The sequence below is a fragment of the Geopseudomonas sagittaria genome, from assembly GCF_900115715.1.
GTDB lineage: Bacteria > Pseudomonadota > Gammaproteobacteria > Pseudomonadales > Pseudomonadaceae > Geopseudomonas > Geopseudomonas sagittaria.
The window spans coordinates 34,927-54,809 of record NZ_FOXM01000019.1 but is presented as its reverse complement, the minus strand read 5'-3'; the positions used below and the strand labels follow the sequence as shown (position 1 = coordinate 54,809).

The window sequence follows — 19,883 nt, the reverse complement described above, 5'->3', positions numbered from 1 at the left end:
CGGAGAACAGCAAGATGCCGACCATGAAAGCCGCGCGCCTGCACGAAATCGGTGCGCAATTCGTTCTCGACGAAGTACCGCGCCCCGAGCCCGGCGCCCACGACGTGCTGGTCAAGATCGAAGCCAGCACGGTGATCCCCAACCTGAAGAACGTCACCACCCATTTCCCCGAGTGGTATCCGTTCCTGCCACTGCCGGCGCTGCCGGCGATCTTCGGCCTCGACTCGGCCGGCACCGTGGTCGCGGTCGGTTCGGCGGTCACCTCCTTCAAGCCGGGCGACCGCGTCTACGTCAATCCCGGCATCGGCTGCGGCGAGTGCCGCCACTGCAAGCAGGGCGAAACGCCGCGCTGCACGGCCTACACCTTCCTCGGCTACTTCGGCTTCGGCCCCGGCTCGCAGGCGATCTTCGCGAAGTACCCCTACGCCGGCTACGGCGAGTACCTGACCGCGCCGGCCACCAACCTGGTGCGCCTGCCGGACAACCTGTCGAGCGCCCGGGCCACCCGCTTCGGCTACCTCGGCACCGCCTACTCGGCGATCCGCAAGGCCGCCCTGCGCCCGGCGCAGAGCATCCTGATCCTCGGCGCCAGCGGCACCCTCGGCGTCGGCGCTACCCTGCTGGCGCTGGCCTTCGGTGCCGCCAAGGTGGTGGTCGCCGCCCGCGACCGCATGGCGCTGGAGCGCCTCAAGGAGCTGGACCCGCGGCGCGTCGAGATCGTGCCGATCGGCGCGCGGCCGATCCGCGAGCAGGTGCTGGAGATTGTTCCCGATGGCGTCGACGTGATGCTCGACACCCTGGGTGCCAAGGCGCCGGCCGCGCTGTCGGTGGATGCCATGGGCGCGGTCGGCCGCGGCGGGCGCATCGTGCAGATCGGCGGGGTCGCCGGGCCGATCCCCATCGACCCGCATCCGTTCATGTGCCAGCAGCTGCAGTACATCGGCTCGCTGTGGTTCACCACCGCCGAGGGCGACGAGATGGCCCGCATGGTCGAATCGGGCATCCTCGACCTGGCGCTGCTCGAGGAGCGCGCCTATCCGCTGGCGCAGCTCAACCAGGCGCTCGAGGACATCCAGAGCCAGGCCAACGGTTTCACCAACTTCCACATCGTCCACGGCTGACCTTCAGCCCATGCGGCGACGCGGGCCGTCGGCGTCAGCGAGCGGACCGCGTCTGCGCTACCACGGAGCATCGTTGCCATGACATCCCAGCGCATCATCACCGGCCACGATCAGGCCGGCCGCTCGATCATCGCCAGCAGCGGCCCGCTGCCCAGCGTCGGCGAGTTCCGCCAGTTCCCCGGCTTTGCCGTCGAACTGATCTGGCAGACCGCCCCGGGGCCCATTCCCGCACATCCCGTCGACCCGACCAGCCCGCCACCTTCGGTACTGCCGGCGCCTGGCGGCAGTTGCGCGATGCGCGTCACCTTTCCGCCCGAAGCCTCGGCAATGCCGGCGGACTTCGATCCCCAAGCGGCCGCCCGCGAGCTGTGCGAACGGCTGCCCGGGCTGGGCGAGCTGTTCGAGGCCGACGCCCCCGGCTTCCATCGCTCCGACACCATCGACTACGGCGTGGTGCTGGAAGGCGAGATCACCCTCGAACTGGATGATGGCGGTCGCCGGCTGCTGCGCCAGGGGGATGTGATCGTGCAGATGGGAACCCGGCATGCCTGGAGTAACACCGGTAACACGCCGGCGCGTCTATTGTTCGTGATGGTAGGCGCGCCGCGCGGGCAGGCTGTTGCGTAGCCCACCCTCCAAAGAGCCAGCTTCCGGCTGGCAGCTGCGTACTAGATACTCCCCAACAAGAAATTGATCTGAATCAAGAAATGCTAGTCGGATGGCATTCTTCTTGCTGTAAATGCGTAGGTGGTCGAATTTTGCGGATGTGTTACGAGTCCAGTCCAGCAATTTCGGTACCCCGCGCATGATGGGACGACTGACGATGGCGAGTGTTCGCACCGACATGAGTCACCCCTGAACCGCGTGCGTGCAAGTTCAGCGAGCGGAGAGGGGATGCCAGTGATGAACAACGACCATGCGCCTTATAACAATAAAATAGAGGCTGAACGAAACATGCAAAGTCTGGCTTTTTCCACCGCGACTCCCCCGGATGCCGTGCTGGCCAAGTTCGAGGTATGCCACACCCAGGATCTCGAAGAAGCCCGCCGTTGGGGCGAGCGCATCTTCTGCGAGAACCGCCTGCGCAACCAGGACCGCCAGGCTCCAGTCGATACGCGCATCTACTACCGGCGCCTCGGCGGCATCAGCGTGGGGCGCATGAGCTACGGCAGCGACATCACCATCGACCCCGGCGTGCTCGACACCTTTTCTCTGGTCATGATGCCGATCCGCGGCCAGGAGGTGATCGAGTTCGGCAGCCGGCAGATTTGCTCGACACCCAGCCAGGCATCGGTGCTCAACGCCCACCTGCCGTGCCGCATCCACCATCGCAAGGACACCGAAAAGCTGATCATGCGCGTCGACCGCAGCCTGCTCGAGCGCATCTGCCAGCAGCACCTCGGGCGTACCCTGAGCAAGCCGGTCGAGTTCAAGCCGGACATGCCGCTGGATACCGCGCAGGGGCAGCGCTGGATGCGCATGGTCGGCTGGATCTACGACAACCTGTCCCACGACGAGGGCAGCCTGCCGCCGCTGCTCGCCGCGCAGTTCGAGCAGGCGATGGTCACCGCGCTGCTGACCTGCCAGCCCAACAACTACAGTGGCGAGCTGTGTGCCGACGAGGCGCAGTCGATCGCCCCGTCGTTCGTCAAGCGGGTCGAGCGCTACATCGAGGAGCATGCCCACGAGCCGATCTCCATCGTCGAGATGGCCGAGCATGTGGGGGTCAGCAGCCGTTCGCTGTTCGCCGGCTTCCGGCGCTTCCGCAACACCTCGCCGATGCTGTACCTGAAGGAGGTACGCTTGCGCCGCGTGCACGAGGAGCTGCAGCAGAGCAGCGCCGGCAGCACCACGGTGACGGCGGTGGCCTTCCGCTGGGGCTTCAGCCACCTCGGTCATTTCACCACCGACTACAAGCGCCGCTTCGGCGAAAGCCCCTCGGAAACCCTCGCGCGCTGAGCGCCCGGACAGGGACGTCCGCCCCTTCCTCCTTCTTTTCTGCACTGCCGGGATAACCCCCTCGGTCATTGGAGCGTCAGCCCGCTCCCCGCTTCTTAGGATGACTCTCAAGGGTGCCGCACAGGGCGGTATCCACTCCAAGTCAGCCTTCCGGGGGTTTCCAATGTCCGAGCAGCCCATCATCCGCCGTCGCCAAGTCAAGACCGGCATCAGCGATGCCCGCGCCAACAACGCCAAGACCCAGAGCCAGTACCAGCCGTACAAGGACGCCGCCTGGGGCTTCATCAACCACTGGTACCCGGCGCTGTTCACTCACGAGCTGGGCGAGGATCAGGTCGAGGGCATCCAGATCTGCGGCATCCCGATCGTCCTGCGTCGCGTCGACGGCAAGGTGTTCGCCCTCAAGGACCAGTGCCTGCACCGCGGCGTGCGCCTGTCCGAGAAGCCGATGTGCTTCAACAAGAGCACCATCTCCTGCTGGTACCACGGTTTCACCTTCGACCTGGAAAGCGGCAAGCTGGCGACCATCGTCGCCAACCCGGACGACAAGCTGGTCGGCACCACCGGCATCACCACCTACCCGGTGCACGAAGTCAACGGCATGATCTTCGTGTTCGTCCGCGAGGACGACTTCCCCGACGAGGAGGTGCCGCCGCTGTCCTCCGACCTGCCGTTCCGTTTCCCGGAGAACAGCGACCGCTTCCCGCACCCGCTGTGGCCGGCCTCGCCGAGCGTGCTCGACGACAACGCGGTGGTGCTCGGCATGCACCGCACCGGCTTCGGCAACTGGCGGATCGCCTGCGAGAACGGCTTCGACAACGCGCACATCTTCGTCCACAAGGACAACAGCATCGTCCACGTCAACAACTGGGTGCTGCCGCTCGGCCTGCTGCCGGTCGGCGACGACGCCATCCAGCTGGTCGAGGACGACAACGGCCCGAAGGGCATGATGCAGATGATGTTCACCGAGAGCTGGCAGCCGGTGCTGGAGAACGAGGAGCTCGGTCTCAAGGTCGACGGCGTCAACGGCCGCTACTACCGCACCTCGGTGGTGTTGCCGGGCGTGCTGATGGTGGAGAACTGGCCGCAGGATCATGTGGTGCAGTACGAGTGGTACGTGCCGATCACCGACGATACCCACGAGTACTGGGAAATCCTCGTTCGCGTGTGCAACACCCCCGAGGAGCGCGCCAAGCACGAGTACCGCTACAAGACGGTGTACGAGCCGCTGTGCCTGCACGGCTTCAACGACTGCGACCTGTACGCCCGCGAGGCCATGCAGAACTTCTACGCCGACGGCACCGGCTGGGACGACGAGCAGCTGGTGGCCACCGACATCTCGCCGATCACCTGGCGCAAGCTGTCCTCGCGCTGGAACCGTGGCATTGCCAAGCCCGGCCGCGGCGTGCAGGGCTCGGTCAAGGACCTCAGCCTGATCTTCAAGCAGACCGCCGACGGCCACCGTCCCGGCTACAAGGTCAAGAAGATCGAAGAGTAAGAGCGCTCCGCTGCCCGGCGCGCGCCGGGCAGCGGGCAACCGGGAGCCTGTCGCATGCATAACGACGTCTTTTCTCGCAGCCATTTCGTCACCGTGGATGGCGTGCGCCTGCACTACCGTGTGGTCGACGGTCCCGCCGACAGCCTGCCGGTGATCTTCACCCACGGCGGCGGTCCCGGCAGCAGCGCGTGGAGCAACTTCCGCCTCAGCGCGCAAGCCTTCGCCGCCCGCCACACCTGCTACTTCCTCGACTTCGCCCAGTTCGGCGGCTCCGACATGGTGCCGATCGAGGGGCCGGCGCTCGGCTGGCATGCGCGCAAGCTGCTGGGCTTTCTGGATGCGCTGGGCATCCCGCGCGCCCATCTGGTCAACCAGTCGCTCGGCGGCTGCGTGGCGATCCGCTTCGCCGCCGACCATCCCGAGCGGGTCGGCCGCCTGGCGCTGATCGCCTCGCAGCCGCTGGCGCATGGCGTGCTGCAGCCGCTGCCGCTGTTCAGCAAGCACGCCGCGACCCTGATGAGCGACTACTACCTGGCCGGCGGCGGGCCGAGTCTGGCGAAGATGCGCGAGCTGATCTGCCGCTACGAGCTGCACGACGACACCAAGCTCGACGAGGAGACCCTGCGCCTGCGCTACGAGGCCAGCGCCAACCCGGCGTTGCTCGAGCTGCTCGACACCCCCGGCGCCTTCGGCGAGTGGGAGGATCTCACCGCGGTGTTCGCCCAGGTGCAGGCGCCGACGCTGATCTTCTGGGGTCTGCACGACTGGTTCGGCGGCATCGACGTGCCGATGCTGATGCTCAACCGCTTCGCCGACGCGCGCCTGCACGTGATGGGCAACGCCGCCCACCACCTGCAGAGCGAGTGCCCGGACGAATTCAACGCCGTGGCGACGGCCTTCATCGGAGGCTACGCATGAACACTCCCAGCGATCTGCACTACCTGGAGATGCACGAGCTGTCCCTGCTGATCCGTACGCGCAAGCTGTCGCCGGTCGAGGTCACCGAGGCCCAGCTGGCGCGCATCGACCGGCTGGACGGCGGGCTGCACAGCTACGCCTACGTCACACCGGAGCTGGCCCTGGCGCAGGCGCGCCAGGCCGAGGAGGAACTGGCGCGCGGCCAGTGCCGCAGTCCGCTGCACGGCATCCCGCTGGCGGTGAAGGACCTGTTCCATACCGCCGGCATCCCCACCGCGGCGGGCATGGCGATCCACCGCAATTTCGTTCCGCAGCAGGATGCCACCGTGGTGACGCGCCTGCGCGAGGCGGGCAGCGTGCTGCTCGGCAAGCTGCAGATGACCGAGGGCGCCTTCGCCACCCACCACCCGGCGTTCACCGCGCCGGTCAATCCCTGGGGCGCCGACCACTGGGCCGGCGCCTCGTCCAGCGGCTGCGGCGTGGCCACCGCCGCCGGGCTGTGTTACGCCGCGCTGGGCACCGACAGCGGCGGCTCGATCCGCTTTCCCTGCGCAGCCAACGGCCTGACCGGCCTCAAGCCGACCTGGGGCCGGGTCAGTCGCCACGGCACCTTCGAGCTGGCCGCCAGCCTCGACCACGTCGGGCCGCTCACCCGCAGCGCGCGCGACGCGCTGTTCCTGCTGTCGACCATCGCCGGCCACGACCCGCTGGACCCCACCTCGCTGCCCAGCGTGTGCCTGGAGATCCCCAGCGTCGAGGAGTCGTTCCGCGGCCTGCGCATCGGCATCGACGAGGCCTGGCTGAGCGACGGCGTCGACGAGGAGATCATCGAGGCCCTCGAAGAGGTGCTGGCGATGATCCGCGACGGCGGCGGCAGCCTGCTGCGCGTGCGCATGCCGGATACCCGCGCGGTGAGCGCCAACTGGGAGCAACACTGCGGCGTGCAGACCGCCGTGGCGCACGCCGCCACCTACCCGAGCCGCGCCGGCGAATACGGCCCGGCGCTGAGCCGGCTGATCGACGGCGGCCGCGCGCTGTCCGGCATGGACTACCAGCGCGTGCTGCTCGACGCGCAGCGCTTCCATGGCGAACTGGAGTGCGTGCTGGGCGAGGTCGACCTGCTGCTCGCTCCGGTGCAGCCGTATGCCGCGCCGACCCACGCACAGCTCGGCGCGCTGGCCCAGGACCCGGAGGCCAACCGCCGGCTGATCCAGTTCACCGCGCCGTTCAACGTCACTGGGCACCCGTGCCTGAGCCTGCCGATCGGCTTCACCGCGGCCGGCCTGCCCATCGGCGGCCAGTTCATCGCCGGCAAGGGCGGGGAGGGCGTGCTGTGCCGCGCCGGCATGGCGCTGCAGAAGGTCAGCGACTGGCACAAGATTCGTCCCGGCAGTTTCTGACAGGACTGCCCTTTAAGGCCCGTACCGCGGCGGTACGGGCTTTTTTTTGTCCGCGATTCGTCCCCCCGTGCCCCCTGGTTGCTGGCCGTCACGATATCCGACTGCGGCAGCAGGAATTTGCACTGGCGGGATAACCCGGTAACTCGCGGGAGCGCCCGCCCGGGAGGCGCTTCCTATGATCGGGGCAAGTCAGCAGTAACCGGGCGGGCCGTTCAGCCGCCCTCCAATCCTGGTGCCCAGCACGCCATCGCTGCTGGTCGCCGATGCCTGTAAGACGGAGGCACCCGATCATGAAAGACGCAACCCACCAGGTCACCGTGAATTTTGCCGACGGCGTCAGCCGCAGCTTCGCCGTACCCGCCGAGGCGAGCATCCTCGATGCCGCCATCGAGGCGGAGATCCCGCTGCTCTACCAGTGCCGCTCGGGCGGTTGCTCCAGCTGCGTCGCCCAGCTCGCCGAAGGCGACGCGCGCACCCGGGCCGGCGCCAGCTCGTCGCTGCTGGCCAGCGAGTACGCCGCCGGCCAGCGCCTGCTGTGCCTGTGCCAGGCGCAGTCGGACTGCACCTTCGAGGTGCCCTACGGCAGCGAGGTCGGCTCCAGCGTGGCGAAGGAAGTGCATGCCTTCATCGACTCCATCGAGCGCATCGCCGTCAACGTGGTGCGCCTGACCCTGGAGCTGGCCGACGGCGACTGGCTGGAGTTCCGCCCCGGCCAGTTCGTGCAGATCGAGGTGCCCGGCTTCGGCGTGGTGCGCAGCTACTCGCCGTCCAGCACGCTGGCCGACCTGCCCAGGCTGCAGCTGCTGGTGCGCCTGCTGCCGGGCGGCGCGATGTCCGGCTACCTGGAAGAGCAGGCCCAGATCGAGGACGTGCTGACCCTGCGCGGCCCGTACGGGGCGTTCTTCCTGCGCGAGGAGCACAAGCGCGCGCCGCACATCTTCGTCGCCGGCGGCACCGGCCTGGCGCCGATCCTGTCGATGATCGACACCCTGCGCCAGAACGGCGGCAAGAAGCCGCCGATGCTGCTCAGCTTCGGCTGCGCCACCCCGGAGGTGCTGTTCGGTCTCGACGACATCGAGCTGCGCCAGCAGTGGCTGCCGAGCCTCGAGGCGCGCATCTGCGTCGACCGCGAGCCGACCGAGGGCCTGCACCACGGCAGCCCGGTCAGCGCCCTGCGCGAAGGCGACGTGGTCAGCCCGGACACCGTGGCCTACCTGTGCGGCCCGCAGCCGATGATCAATGCCGCCACCGCGCGGCTGATCGAGCTGGGCGTCGCGCCGGGAAACATCTTCAGCGAACAGTTTGTGGCCAGCCACTGAGGAGCTTCCCCATGCAACCGACCGTTTCCGTGCCGCTCTCGGCCGAGCAGATGATGTGGTACGAGCAGGCCTGCGCGCGTATCGACCCCAAGCGCCTGCAGAACCTGCTGTTCGAGCTGACCAACATCCACAGCCCGACCGGCGCGGCCGGCGCGGCCAGCCAGTTCATGGCCCGCCACCTGGAGTCGGTCGGCCTGTCGGCGCGCTACCAGCCGATGAGCCCGATCAGCGGCAACGTGCTCGCCGAGCGCCGCGGCAGCGGCGGCGGCGCCAGCGTGCTGCTGTATGCGCCCATCGATACCCACCTGGAGGGCGACGAGACCCAGGAGATCCTCACTGGCAAGGCGCCCGAGGCCGACATGCAGCCCTCGGCGCGGATGATCGACGACTGGGTGTTCGGCCTCGGCGCCTCCAATCCCAAGGGCATGGTCGCCACCCTCACCGAGGTGGCCACCGCGCTGATCGAGGCCGAGGTGCCGCTGGTCGGCGATCTGCTGGTCGGCATGGCCGATGGCGGCATGCCGGTGGACATCGCCGGGCGCGACCACGCCGGCATGTCCAATGGCGTGTTCCATCTGCTCAACCGTGGCGGCTCGCCGGACTTCGCGGTGATCATGAAGCCGTGGAACTGGGTCTACCACGAGGAGCCGGGCATGGCCTGGTTCAAGCTGCGGGTGCACGGCACCCTCGGCTATGCCGGCGTACCGCGCGACATCCCGGGCTTCCGCAGCTCGGTGGTGCCGGCGGCGACGGTGATCCAGGAACTGGAGCGCTGGATCATCGACTACGCCGAGCGCAACACCTCCGGGCAGATCAAGCCGCACGGCTGGATCGCCGGGGTGCGCGGCGGCGATCCGCAGCGCCCGGCCTTCCCCTCGGCGGTCACCGAAATCTTCTTCGACGTGCGGGTCAACCCGCGCACCAGCCCGGCCGACGTCAAGGCGCAGTTCGCCGCCTTCGTCCGCGAGCTGCAGGCGCAGCGTCCCGAACTGGACCTGGACTGGGAAATGTACGGCTCGGTGGCCGGTGGCAGCACCGATCCGCAGAACTGGATCATCCAGTCGTGCCAGCGCGGCTGGGAGCACATCGAGCACCGCCCGCACGGCCAGGCCGACCTGCTCGGCGGGCAGACCGACGGCGCCGCGCTGCGTCGCCTCGGCATCCCCACCGCGCGCATCGGCTGGCCGTGGCCGGCGCAGGGCGCGCCGCTGCCGGTGGCCGAGGGCCTCGGCGGCATGGGCGCAACCTACGTCCCCGACCTGATCCCCTGCGCGAAGAAGATCATGTACGCGCTGATCGACACCCTGACCCGCCCGCGCCACGAGCTGGGCCTGTGAGGAGCACCGACACGATGAGCAAGCGCATCAAGATGATCTTCCCGGTGCCGATGAGCGAGGCGACCCGCCCGCTGGTGGAGTCGCAGCTGCCGCCGGAGCTGATCCGCCCGGACATCGAGGTCAGCTTCGTCGGCGCCGGCCAGGTGCTGACCCTGGCCGACAGCTACTACGACATGGCGATCATGGAGCAGGCGGTGATCGCCGCCGGCATCCAGGCCGAGGCGGAGGGCTTCGACGCGGTGTGCATCAACACCGTCAGCGATTCCGGCCTCGCCGCGCTGCGTTCGCGGCTGAGCATCCCGGTGCTGGCGCCGGGGCAGGGTGCCTTCCACCTGGCCAGCATGCTCGGCCACAGGTTCAGCATCCTGACCATGTGGCCGCGCTGGTTCCCGTTGTACCGCAAGACCCTCAAGGAGTACGGCCTGGAGTCGCGGCTGGCGTCGATCCGCGCCATCGACGTGCGCCCGGACACCGAGGCGCTGCTGCAGGGCAAGGAGGAAGTGGTGTTCGGCCGCCTGCTCGAGGAAGCGCAGCGGGCCATCGCCGAGGACGGCGCCGACGTGATCGTGCTCGGCTCGACCACCATGCACCAGTCGCACGCCTATCTGGCCAAGCACCTGCCGGTGCCGGTGCTCAACCCCGGGCAGGTCGCCTACAAGCTCTGCGAGCTGTTCCTCGACCTCGGTCTGGCGCACAGCAAGGTCGCCTATCCGAGTCCCGAGGCGTTCAAGGACGCCGCCTTCGATTCCTTCTCCGCAGCTGGGAGCCGCCCATGAAATTGCCCGTGTTCGCGCAAGCCGCCTGCGCCACCGACCTGACCATCGCCGAGGCGGTCGACGCCTTCCGCACGGGCCGCCTGAGCAGCCGCCAGTTGGTCGAGGCCTGCCTCGCACGCGCCGAAGCCGGCCGCGAGCTGAACGTGTTCGTCACCCTCGACGCCGCCGGCGCGCTGGCCGCGGCTGATGCCGCCGATGCGGCGCGCCGCGCCGGCCTGCCGCTCAAGCCGCTGGCCGGCATCCCCATCGTGGTCAAGGACAACATCCACGCCGCCGGCCTGCCGGCCACCGCCGGCACCCCGGCGCTGGCCGACTTCGTCCCCGGCGAGGATGCGCCGAGCCTGCGTCCGCTGCGCGAGGCCGGCGCCATCGTGCTGGGCAAGACCAACATGCACGAGCTGGCCTTCGGCGCCACCGGCTACAACCCGGCGTTCAACACCGGCGAGCTGACCGGGGTGCGCAACCCCTACGACTTCACCCGCATCGCCGGCGGCTCGTCCTCCGGCAGCGCGGCGGCCCTCGGCGCGCGCATGGCCCTGGCCGCGCTGGGCACCGACACCGGCGGCTCGATGCGCATCCCCTGCGCGCTGAACGGCTGCGCCTCGCTGCGCCCCAGCCACGGCCGCTACTCCGGACGCGGGGTGATCCCCATCGCGCCGAGTCGCGACACCGTGGGGCCGATGGCGCTGTGCATGGCCGACGTCGCCCTGCTCGACGGCCTGATCAGCGGCGAAAGCGCGCTGCCGCCGGTAACCCTGGCTGGCCTGCGCCTGGGCATCGCACCGGGCTTCTGGCGCGATCTCGACGCCGACACCCGCGCGGTCGCCGAGGCGGCGCTGGACAAGCTGCGCGCGGCTGGGGTGACCCTGGTGGAAGTCGCCGAGGAACGCCTGCAGGCGCTCACCCAGCCGATCGGCACGCTGGTGGTGATCCACGAGGCTCGCCCGGCGATGCAGACCTGGCTGCGCGAGCAGGGACCGGGCATCGACATCGACGAGCTGGCGCGCGGCATCGCCAGCCCGGACGTGCAGGCGATCTACCAGCAGCTGGTGCTGCCGCAGCAGGTGCCGGGCGCCGATGGGCTGGTCGACTCCGCGCCGCTGTACGCGGCGGCCATGGCCGATGGGCGGCCGGTGCTGCAGGCCCACTACGCCGAGCTGTTCGCGCGCCATGCGCTGGACGCCTTCATCTTCCCGACCATCCCGCTGGTGGCGCCGACGGCCGGCCCCGAGGTCAACGAGCCGGCCTGCTTCGAGCGGCTGATCCGCAACACCGAACCGTCGGCCAGCGCCGGCCTGCCGGGCATCCAGCTGCCCGCCGGTCTCGGCGCCGCCAGCGGCCTGCCGGTCGGCCTGGAGCTGGACGGCCCGGCCGGCAGCGACCGCCGCCTGCTGGCCATCGGCATCGCCTTGGAGGCGGTGCTCGGTCGTATCCCCCGAGCCTGAGAGGACTACTGCATGAATCTGGATTATCAGCTGGATGGCCGGGTGGTCATCGTCACCGGCGGCGGCAGCGGCATGGGCCGCGACGCCAGCCTGGCGCTGGCGCGGGCCGGCGCCCGCGTGGTGATCGGCAACCGCAACGCCGAGGCCGGCCTGGCGGTGGTCGAGGAGATAGTCGCGGCCGGCGGCCAGGCGGCGTTCCGCGCCACCGACGTGGCCAACCCGGCCGACTGTGAGGCGCTGGTGGCGCTGGCCATGCACGCCTTCGGCCGCGTCGACGGCGCCTTCAACAACGCCGGCCTGCAGCGCGCGTTCAACGACGTGCACGAGACGCCGGTGGAGGACTTCTCCGAGGTCATCGACATCAACCTCAAGGGCGTCCTGTACATGATGAAGTACGAGATCGCCGCCATGTTGCACAGCGGCGGCGGCGCCATCGTCAACAACGCCTCGATCTTCGGCCTCAAGGCCATGCCGCACACCGCCTACTACGTGGCGGCCAAGCACGGCATCGTCGGCGCCACCCGCGCCGCCGCGCTGGACTACGCGACCCGCGGCATCCGCATCAACGCGGTGTGCCCGGGGCCGATCAAGACGCCGAGCTTCGACCGTGTCACCGGCGGCGACGAGCACCTGTACGACGACGGCGTACCGATGCGGCGCATCGGCCGCCCCGGGGAGGTCAGCGCAGCGGTGCTGTGGCTGCTCTCGGAGCAGTCCTCCTACGTCACCGGCACCAGCATCTCGGTGGATGGCGGCATGTCCGCCGAATAGTCGCCGGCCGCCGCGCGCCCGGCGCGCGGCGGCCCTGCAGAGGAGAACGACAAGATGATCAAGGCATTGAGCTACGTGGTGGTGCACACCCCGCACCTGGCGGAGTGGCTGAAGATGGCCGGCGAGCACATCGGCATGCAGGTCGAGATCGTGCAGCCGGGCGAGTGTGCGCGGCTGCGCGTGGACGAGAAGGTGCAGCGCTTCGTGCTGCAGGCCGTTGACGGCGAGTCCTCGATGGTCATGGGCCTGGAGGCCAGCGATGCGGCCGCCTTCGCGCAGGCGCGCGAGGCATTGCAGGGGGCTGGCTACGAGACCCGTCCGGGCAGCGGCGAGGAAATCGCCCTGCGCGGGGTCGCCGACCTGTTCCATTTCGCCGATCCGGACGGCTGCCGCGTCGAGGTCGCCCTCGGCCTGCAGGACGCCGCCACGCCCTTCGTGCCCGGCCGCCCGCTGGGCGGTTTCCGTACCGGCGACATGGGCCTCGGCCACGTCGCCTTCATCACCCCCCACTTCGAGGCGATGTGTCACCTCTACAAGGAGGTGCTGCAGTTCAAGGTCAGTGACTACACCAGCGTGCCTTTCCGCGTCGAGTTCCTCCACGTCAACCCGCGCCACCACACCCTGGGCATCGCCTACACCGGCGGGCCGCGCACGCTGTACCACCTGATGCTCGAGTACAACGACTTCGACGACCTCGGCCGCGCCCACGACCTGGCGCTGGAAAATCCCGAGTCGATCGGCGTCACCCTCGGCCGCCACATCAACGACCACGTGACCTCGTTCTACCTGAAGAACCCCGACGGCTGGATGCTCGAGCTGGGCTGGGCGGCGCGCACCATCGGCCCCGACTGGCAGGTCGAGGAACTCTCGGGCATGAGCCTGTGGGGCCACGACCGCACCTGGCTGCCGGCCGACAAGCGCGAGCACGCCCGGCAGATTCTCAAGGACCTGTCCAAACGCGGACTGCGCGCCCCCGTAGTAACCACCAGCCAAACCGCCAAGGTGAGCCAATGACGACCCTTATCCCCGCCGCCTCCCCGGAGGTGGCCAACAGCCTCCAGGTCGGCGACTGCACGATCAACTACCACGACCGCGGCGAGGGTGACGCCATCCTGCTGATCCACGGCTCGGGGCCCGGCGTCACCGCCTGGGCCAACTGGCGCGGAGTGATCCCGGCGCTCGCCGAACGGGCGCGGGTGATCGCCCCCGACATGCTCGGCTTCGGCTACACCCGTTGCCCGATGGATCGTCCGCTCGATCCGGCGGCCTGGGTGGCGCAGCTGGTCGGCCTGCTCGACGCCCTGGACATCCCCAGGGTCGCGGTGGTCGGCAACTCGTTCGGCGGCGCCATCGCCCTGGCCTTCGCCCTGCGCCATCCCGAGCGGGTCAGCCGGCTGGTGCTGATGGGCTCCGCCGGCCTGTCGTTCCCGCTCACCGAGGGTCTCGACAAGGTGTGGGGCTACCAGCCCTCGCTGGCGGCGATGCGCGAGCTGATGCAGGTGTTCGCCTGGGACCACGGCATCATCACCGACGACCTGGTGCGCATGCGCTATGAGGCGAGCATCCGCGACGACGTGCAGAGCCGTTTCGCCCAGCTGTTCCCGGCGCCGCGCCAGCAGGGCATCGAGCTGCTCGCGGTGGACGAGAAGGCGCTGCGCCAGTTGCCGCAGCCGACCCTGATCATCCACGGCCGCGACGACCAGGTGATCCCGCTGGAGGCTTCCGAGCGGCTGATCCGCCTGATCCCCCACGCCCAGCTGCACGTGTTCGGCGAGTGCGGCCACTGGGTGCAGATCGAGAAGGCCACCGACTTCACCCGACTACTCATCGACTTCCTGTGCGCGGCGCGCGAGGAGAACAAGGCATGAACAAGGAAACCATTCGCGGACGCTGGAACATCCTGTCCTGGGAGCAACTGTACGACGACGGCCGCGTCGTCCTGCCGATGGGCAAGGAGCTGGAGGGCTTCATCGAGTACGGCCCCTACGGGATGTTCTGCGTGATCGCCCGCAAGGACCGCGAGCCCTTCACCAGTGGCGGCCAGTGGTCGGCCAGCGATGCGGAGAAGGCCGCCGCCTACGGCAGCTACCTGACCTACGCCGGACCCTACGAGGTCGACGGCAACGTCGTCCAGCACCACGTCCGCCACAGCCTGTTCCCCAACTGGGAAGGCGGCTCGCAGAAGCGCGTCGCCGAGCTGGAAGGCGGGGTGCTGTCGCTGTCGGCCCGCCTAGAGGAAGGCACCAGCGAGGCACGTACCGCGCGACTGGTGTGGACCCGGGCGCTGCCCGCGCAGGGCTGATTCATTCCGCCAGGCGCCGCTGCAGATAGGCCAGCAGCACGTCCAGGGTGGTGAGCTGCTGGTAGTCGGCCTCGGGGATGTTCACCCCGAGGCGCTGGTGCAGGACGGCGAGGAAGCGCAGCCAGTCCATCGAGTCGAGGTCGACCTCGTCGCGCAGCGGGCGGTCGCCGCGCAGGGTCTCCGGCTCGACTTCCGGGGCGATGCCCTGCAGGGCGGTGAACACGTGCTGGCGCAGCTGGGCGTCATCCATCGGTTTTTCCCTCTTCAGAGACGGTCCGGGGTCTGCAGCAGGCGGCGGATCTCGGCGAGAAAGCGCGCGCCGTAGTGGCCGTCGCTGGCGCGGTGGTCGGCGGCCAGGCTGAACTGGGCGCTGGCCATCACGCACAGCTTTCCCTCGTCCACCCACGGCCGCTCGGCGATGCGGCCGACGCCGACCAGCGCCACCTGCGGCGGGTAGATCACCCCGAACACGCCATCCACGCCCTGGTCGCCGAGCTGGGTGACGGTGAGGGTGGCGTCGCCCAGCTCCGAGCTGCGCAGCGAGTAGCTGCGCGCGCGCTGTACCAGATCGCCAAGCTCGGCCATCAGCTGGTCGAGCGGCTTGTCGGCGACGTCGTGCAGCGCCGGGGCGATCAGCCCGCCCTGGCGCAGTGCCACCGCCACGCCGAGGTGGATGCCGGGGCCCGGCTGGAAGGCGCCGTCCTGCCAGTAGCCGTTGAGCTGCGGATAGTCGCGCAGCGCCAGGGCCACCGCCTTGAGCACCAGCACGCCGGGCAGCAGGCGCCGCTCGGGCGGCAGCTCGGCGTTGTGCGCGCTGAGCCAGGCCAGCGCGGCGCCCAGCGGCACCGTCTCGTTCAGGTAGTAGTGGGGAATCTCGCGCTTGGAACGGCTCATCGCTGCGGCGATGGCCTGGCGCATGGCGGCGTGGCGTTGCTGCGCTGTGGCCGGTTGCGCGGTGGGCTTTGCGGTCGCGGCTGCTTCGACGTCGGCCAGGGTCACCGAGCCCTGTGCGCCCGTGCCGGTCAGCGCGGCGGCGTCGATGCCCAGCTCGGCGGCGCGCTGGCGCGCGGCCGGGGAGATGCGCGGGCGGCTGGTCGGGCCTGCCGTGGTCGGAGCAGCGGCTGGCGCGGGGGCTGCTGCCTGCGACTTGGCCGGTTGTTTCGCGGCGGTCTTGACCGGGCGGCGTGGCGCGGTTTCCGGCGACTCGCCGGCCTCCAGCAGGGTGGCGATGGGCGTGCCCACCGGCACCTTGTCGCCGGGCTGGATCAGCAGCTCGAACACGGTGCCTGCTTGCCAGCACTCGATCTCCACCGCCGCCTTGGCGGTGTCGACCACGGCGACCACCTGGCCACGCTTGACCGCATCGCCCGGGGCGACCTGCCACTCGACCAGCGTGCCCTCGTCCATGTCGGCGCCGAGGGCGGGCATGCGGAATTCGATCATCGGTCCTCCGTGTGCTGCGGCTCGGTAGGAGCCAGCTTGCTGGCGATGCTTTTGTCGTGTTCCCGGATCGCGAGCAAGCTCGCTCCTACCGGCCGAGCAGCTCCCTGGCCGCCGCGACTATCGCCGGCACCTGCGGCAACGACGCGTCCTCCAGGTGCTTGGCGTAGGGCGTCGGCACCTCGGCGCTGCACACCCGCGCCGGCGGGGCGTCCAGATCGTAGAACGCCTGCTCGACGATGCGCGCGATGATCTCGGCGGCCAGGCTGCCACTGCGCCAGCCCTCGTCGACCACCAGGGCGCGGCGGCTCCTGCGCACCGATGCCATCACGGTGGCGTCGTCCAGCGGGCGCAGCACGCGCAGGTCGATCACCTCGGCGGAAATCCCCTCGCCGGCCAGCTGTTCGGCGGCGGTCAGCGCCTTGGCCAGGGTGCCGCCGTAGGCGATGAGGGTCAGGTCCGTGCCGGCGCGACGCACCCGCGCCGAACGGATGTCGACCACCTCGCTTTCGTCCAGCTCGCCCTCGACGTTGTACAGCGCGCCCTGCTCGAACAGCAGCACCGGGTCGGGATCCTCGAGGGCCGGCCAGAGCATGCCGCGGGCGTCCTCCAGGGTGGCCGGGGCGAGGATCTTCAGGCCGGGGATGTGCGCCAGCCAGCCCTCCAGGCTGTGCGAGTGCTGCGCCGCCAGCTGGCGCCCGGCGCCGGTGGTCATGCGCACCACCAGCGGCACCGAGAACTGCCCGCCGGACATGTGGCGCAGGGTGGCGGCGGTGTTCATCAACTGGTCGAGGGCGAGCAGGCAGAAGTTCACCGTCATCACCTCGACGATGGGCCGCACGCCGCCCAGCGCCGCGCCGATGCCGGCGCCGACGAAGGACAGCTCGGACAGCGGCGTGTCGCGCACCCGCTCCTCGCCGAACTCGTCGAGCAGGCCCTTGCTCACCGCGAAGGTGCCGCCGTAGCGGCCGACGTCCTCGCCCATCAGGAAAACCCGCGGATCGCGCGCCAGCGCCTCGCGCAGGCCCTGGCGCAGCGCCTCGCGGTAGCTGATGCGGCTCATGCTTTGCCCTCCGGGGTGTACACGTCGTCCAGCAGCGACTCGACCGGCTCCAGGCTGCCGGCCTCGGCGCAGGCCACCGCGGCTTCCACCTCGGCGGCTGCCTCGCTCTCCAGCGCCTGCACGCCAGCGGCATCCAGCAGGCCGTCGGCAATCAGCCGCGCGCCGTAGCCCTGGATCGGATCGCGCTGCTTCCACGCCTCCACCTCGGCCTTGTCGCGGTACAGCTCGGGGTCGAACATCGAGTGGGCGCGGAAGCGGTAGGTCTGGTACTCGAGGAACACCGGGCCGTGGCCGGCGCGCACCTGCTTGGCGGCCAGGCGGGTGGCCTGGTGTACGGCGACCACGTCCATGCCGTCCACCGCCCGGGCCGGCACGCCGAACGCAGCGGCCTTGGCGGCCAGGTCGGTCTGCGCCTGGGCGCGGGCCAGCGCGGTGCCCATGGCGTAGTAGTTGTTCTCGCAGCAGAACAGCACCGGCAGCTGCCACAGCGCGGCCAGGTTCAGCGACTCGGCGGCGGCGCCTTCGGCCATGGCGCCGTCGCCGAAGAAACAGGCGGTGATCCGCGAGCCGCCCTGCAGGCGCTCGGCCAGCGCCAGGCCCACCGCCAGGGGCAGGCCGCCGGCGACGATGGCGTTGCCGCCGAACAGGCGCGTGGCGGCGTCGAACAGGTGCATGGAGCCGCCGCGGCCGTGGCAGCAGCCCTCCTGCTTGCCGAACATCTCGGCCATGATCGCGTCCATCGGCACGCCCCAGAGCAGCGCATGGCCGTGTTCGCGGTAGGTGGCGACCACCGCGTCCTCGGCCTCCAGGGCGTGCAACGCGCCGGTGGCCACCGCCTCCTCGCCGATGTACAGGTGCAGGAAGCCGCGGATCCTGCCCTCGCCGTACAGCTCGGCGGCGCGCTCCTCCAGGCGGCGGATGCGCAGCATGTCGCGCAGCAGCGCGATGGCGAACTCGGCCGGGTAGGGCGCCGCGCTCATCACGGATTCTCCAGGGTCGAGGTGTCGCCCTCGGGCAAGCCCAGCTCGCGGGCCTTGAGCAGGCGGCGCATCAGCTTGCCACTGCGCGTGCGTGGCAGGCTGTCGAGGATCTCCAGCTCCTTGGGCGCCACCGCCGCGCCGAGGCGCCGGCGGGCGTGGGCGAGCAGGCCGTCGTGCAGTTCAGCGCTGGCGGTGAAGTCGCCCTTCAGCGAGACGAAGGCCTTCACCGTCTCGCCGAGGATCTCGTCGGGCTTGCCGATCACCGCCGCTTCGGCCACCGCCGGGTGTTCGAGCAGCGCGCTCTCCACCTCGAACGGGCCGATCAGGTGGCCGGCGGACTTGATCACGTCGTCGCTGCGGCCGACGAACCAGTAGTAGCCGTCGGCGTCGCGGCGGGCCAGGTCGCCGCTCAGGTACCAGTCGCCGGCGAAGCAGCGCCGGTAGCGCTCCTCCTGGCCCCACCACACCGCCTCCGGGTTGAGCGGCTCGCCGACGCTGGCGACGAAGCGCAGGTCGGGATACTTGTGCGCGCGGGCCAGCTCGTCGCCGGCCTTCATCAGCAGGCGGATGGCGGTGGGCGCGGTGTACCAGACGCTGACCTTCTCGCTCCTGAGGATGCCGTACCAGCGCACCGCGTCGAAGTCGGCGCAGTCGACCACGCTGGTCACGCCGAGCAGCAGCGGGGCGAGGATGCCGTAGGAAGTGCCGGTGACCCAGCCGGGATCGGCGGTGCACCAGAACACGTCGTCCGGGTGCAGGTCGAGGGCGTACTTGCCGGTGACCAGGTGGGTCAGCGCCGCGCCGTGCACGTGCAGCGCGCCCTTCGGGGTGCCGGTGGTGCCGCTGGTGAAGTGCAGCAAGGAGGGGCTGTCAGCGCTGGTCGGCGCCACGGTGAAGTCGTCCGCTGCCCGATCCATCAGCTGGCGCAGGTCGTGGGTGGCGGCGATCTGCACCGTGCCGCCGTTGTCGTCGAACAGCAGCACGTGTTTCAGCAGGGGCAACTGGTCGCGGATCGGCGCTACCTTGCGCCGGTACAGAGATTCGCTGGTCAGCAGCACGCTGCCCTCGCCGAGGCGCAGGCGGGTCTGCAGCGGCTCGGGGCCGAAGGCGGAGAACAGCGGCGACACCACGCAGCCGGCCTTGAGGCCGCCGAGCACGCCGAGATACAGCTCCAGGCCGCGGTTGCACAGCACGAACAGCCGCGCGCCGGGCGGTACGCCGAGGCCGCCGAGGACATTGGCGAAGCGGCTGGTCTGTCGCGCCAGCTCGCCGTAGCTGACCTCGCGGCGGCAGCCGTCGCGGAACAGCAGGCGCAGGGCGCAGTGTTCGCGCAGCGGTCCGGCGGCATGGCGGTCGACTGCCTCGTAGGCGAGGTTCAGCCCGCCGCCGGGCAGGCCGCTCAGCCCCTTGGCCTCTTCCGCCCAGGAGAAGGCGGCGCGCGCCGCGGCGGTGGCCGGCCAGTTGGGCTCCACCCGCAGTTCGGCGGGCGTCTTGTCGATCAGCTTCGGGCGCATCGGCAGGCTCCTGTGCACTTGGCGCCCCTCGCCCGCTCGC

19 protein-coding genes are annotated in these 19,883 nt (G+C 69.9%); 14 read left to right on the top strand and 5 right to left on the bottom strand.

Features of this window, described 5'->3' with window-relative positions:
• Positions 1 to 14 precede the first annotated feature (14 nt).
• From BM297_RS18690 to BM297_RS18625, 14 genes are all read left to right on the top strand, one after another.
• Complete coding sequence (locus BM297_RS18690) at positions 15 to 1,121, top strand: alcohol dehydrogenase catalytic domain-containing protein (RefSeq protein WP_092434513.1); 1,107 nt, start codon at positions 15 to 17, stop codon at positions 1,119 to 1,121.
• Between the two features lie 78 nt (positions 1,122 to 1,199).
• Positions 1,200 to 1,748 carry a cupin domain-containing protein gene (locus tag BM297_RS18685; protein ID WP_092434509.1) on the top strand — a complete coding sequence of 183 codons (549 nt, stop codon included), beginning with the start codon at positions 1,200 to 1,202 and terminating at the stop codon, positions 1,746 to 1,748.
• 327 nt (positions 1,749 to 2,075) lie between these two features.
• A complete protein-coding gene (locus tag BM297_RS18680; protein ID WP_092434506.1) occupies positions 2,076 to 3,080 on the top strand; it encodes an AraC family transcriptional regulator in 1,005 nt (334 codons plus the stop codon).
• A gap of 163 nt (positions 3,081 to 3,243) precedes the next feature.
• Entirely contained in the window at positions 3,244 to 4,578 is a 1,335-nt protein-coding gene (locus tag BM297_RS18675; protein ID WP_092434503.1) for an aromatic ring-hydroxylating dioxygenase subunit alpha, read from the top strand.
• A gap of 54 nt (positions 4,579 to 4,632) precedes the next feature.
• Entirely contained in the window at positions 4,633 to 5,496 is an 864-nt protein-coding gene (locus BM297_RS18670; RefSeq protein WP_092434500.1) for an alpha/beta fold hydrolase, read from the top strand.
• Positions 5,493 to 6,896, top strand: a complete 1,404-nt coding sequence (locus tag BM297_RS18665) for an amidase (protein ID WP_092434497.1) — start codon at positions 5,493 to 5,495, stop codon at positions 6,894 to 6,896. Before BM297_RS18670 ends, BM297_RS18665 begins: the two co-directional genes overlap by 4 nt.
• 290 nt (positions 6,897 to 7,186) lie before the next feature.
• The gene (locus BM297_RS18660; RefSeq protein WP_092434494.1) at positions 7,187 to 8,215 is read left to right on the top strand and encodes a ring-hydroxylating dioxygenase ferredoxin reductase family protein; all 1,029 of its coding nucleotides are present in this window, start codon (positions 7,187 to 7,189) and stop codon (positions 8,213 to 8,215) included.
• Between the two features lie 11 nt (positions 8,216 to 8,226).
• Complete coding sequence (locus BM297_RS18655; protein WP_092434491.1) at positions 8,227 to 9,552, top strand: M20 family metallopeptidase; 1,326 nt, start codon at positions 8,227 to 8,229, stop codon at positions 9,550 to 9,552.
• A 14-nt stretch (positions 9,553 to 9,566) separates the two neighbouring features.
• Complete coding sequence (locus tag BM297_RS18650; protein WP_092434488.1) at positions 9,567 to 10,328, top strand: aspartate/glutamate racemase family protein; 762 nt, start codon at positions 9,567 to 9,569, stop codon at positions 10,326 to 10,328.
• Positions 10,325 to 11,773: an indoleacetamide hydrolase gene (gene iaaH, locus BM297_RS18645; protein WP_092434485.1), complete on the top strand. Its 1,449-nt coding sequence runs from the start codon at positions 10,325 to 10,327 to the stop codon at positions 11,771 to 11,773. Before BM297_RS18650 ends, iaaH begins: the two co-directional genes overlap by 4 nt.
• Before the next feature lie 12 nt (positions 11,774 to 11,785).
• Positions 11,786 to 12,544, top strand: coding sequence for an SDR family NAD(P)-dependent oxidoreductase (locus BM297_RS18640; RefSeq protein ID WP_092434481.1), 759 nt, complete (start codon positions 11,786 to 11,788; stop codon positions 12,542 to 12,544).
• 54 nt (positions 12,545 to 12,598) lie between these two features.
• Positions 12,599 to 13,558: a VOC family protein gene (locus BM297_RS18635; RefSeq protein ID WP_092434477.1), complete on the top strand. Its 960-nt coding sequence runs from the start codon at positions 12,599 to 12,601 to the stop codon at positions 13,556 to 13,558.
• The gene (locus BM297_RS18630; RefSeq protein ID WP_092434474.1) at positions 13,555 to 14,412 is read left to right on the top strand and encodes an alpha/beta fold hydrolase; all 858 of its coding nucleotides are present in this window, start codon (positions 13,555 to 13,557) and stop codon (positions 14,410 to 14,412) included. Before BM297_RS18635 ends, BM297_RS18630 begins: the two co-directional genes overlap by 4 nt.
• Positions 14,409 to 14,846 (top strand): lipocalin-like domain-containing protein, encoded by a 438-nt coding sequence (locus BM297_RS18625; RefSeq protein WP_092434471.1) that lies wholly within the window; start codon positions 14,409 to 14,411, stop codon positions 14,844 to 14,846. Before BM297_RS18630 ends, BM297_RS18625 begins: the two co-directional genes overlap by 4 nt.
• A gap of 1 nt (position 14,847) precedes the next feature.
• On the opposite strand, the gene BM297_RS18620 is transcribed toward BM297_RS18625, so the two are convergent.
• The 5 genes from BM297_RS18620 to BM297_RS18600 all read right to left on the bottom strand — a co-directional run bounded on the left by BM297_RS18620 (position 14,848) and on the right by BM297_RS18600 (position 19,843).
• Positions 14,848 to 15,096 (bottom strand): acyl carrier protein, encoded by a 249-nt coding sequence (locus BM297_RS18620; RefSeq protein ID WP_092434468.1) that lies wholly within the window; start codon positions 15,094 to 15,096, stop codon positions 14,848 to 14,850.
• Positions 15,097 to 15,110: 14 nt separating this feature from the next.
• Positions 15,111 to 16,289, bottom strand: a complete 1,179-nt coding sequence (locus tag BM297_RS18615) for a dihydrolipoamide acetyltransferase family protein (RefSeq protein ID WP_092434465.1) — start codon at positions 16,287 to 16,289, stop codon at positions 15,111 to 15,113.
• A gap of 85 nt (positions 16,290 to 16,374) precedes the next feature.
• Entirely contained in the window at positions 16,375 to 17,349 is a 975-nt protein-coding gene (locus BM297_RS18610; protein WP_092434462.1) for an alpha-ketoacid dehydrogenase subunit beta, read from the bottom strand.
• Positions 17,346 to 18,329 carry a pyruvate dehydrogenase (acetyl-transferring) E1 component subunit alpha gene (pdhA, locus tag BM297_RS18605; RefSeq protein WP_092434460.1) on the bottom strand — a complete coding sequence of 328 codons (984 nt, stop codon included), beginning with the start codon at positions 18,327 to 18,329 and terminating at the stop codon, positions 17,346 to 17,348. The genes BM297_RS18610 and pdhA overlap by 4 nt, the downstream gene beginning before the upstream one ends.
• The gene (locus BM297_RS18600; protein WP_092434457.1) at positions 18,329 to 19,843 is read right to left on the bottom strand and encodes an AMP-binding protein; all 1,515 of its coding nucleotides are present in this window, start codon (positions 19,841 to 19,843) and stop codon (positions 18,329 to 18,331) included. The genes pdhA and BM297_RS18600 overlap by 1 nt, the downstream gene beginning before the upstream one ends.
• Between the last annotated feature and the right edge of the window lie 40 nt (positions 19,844 to 19,883).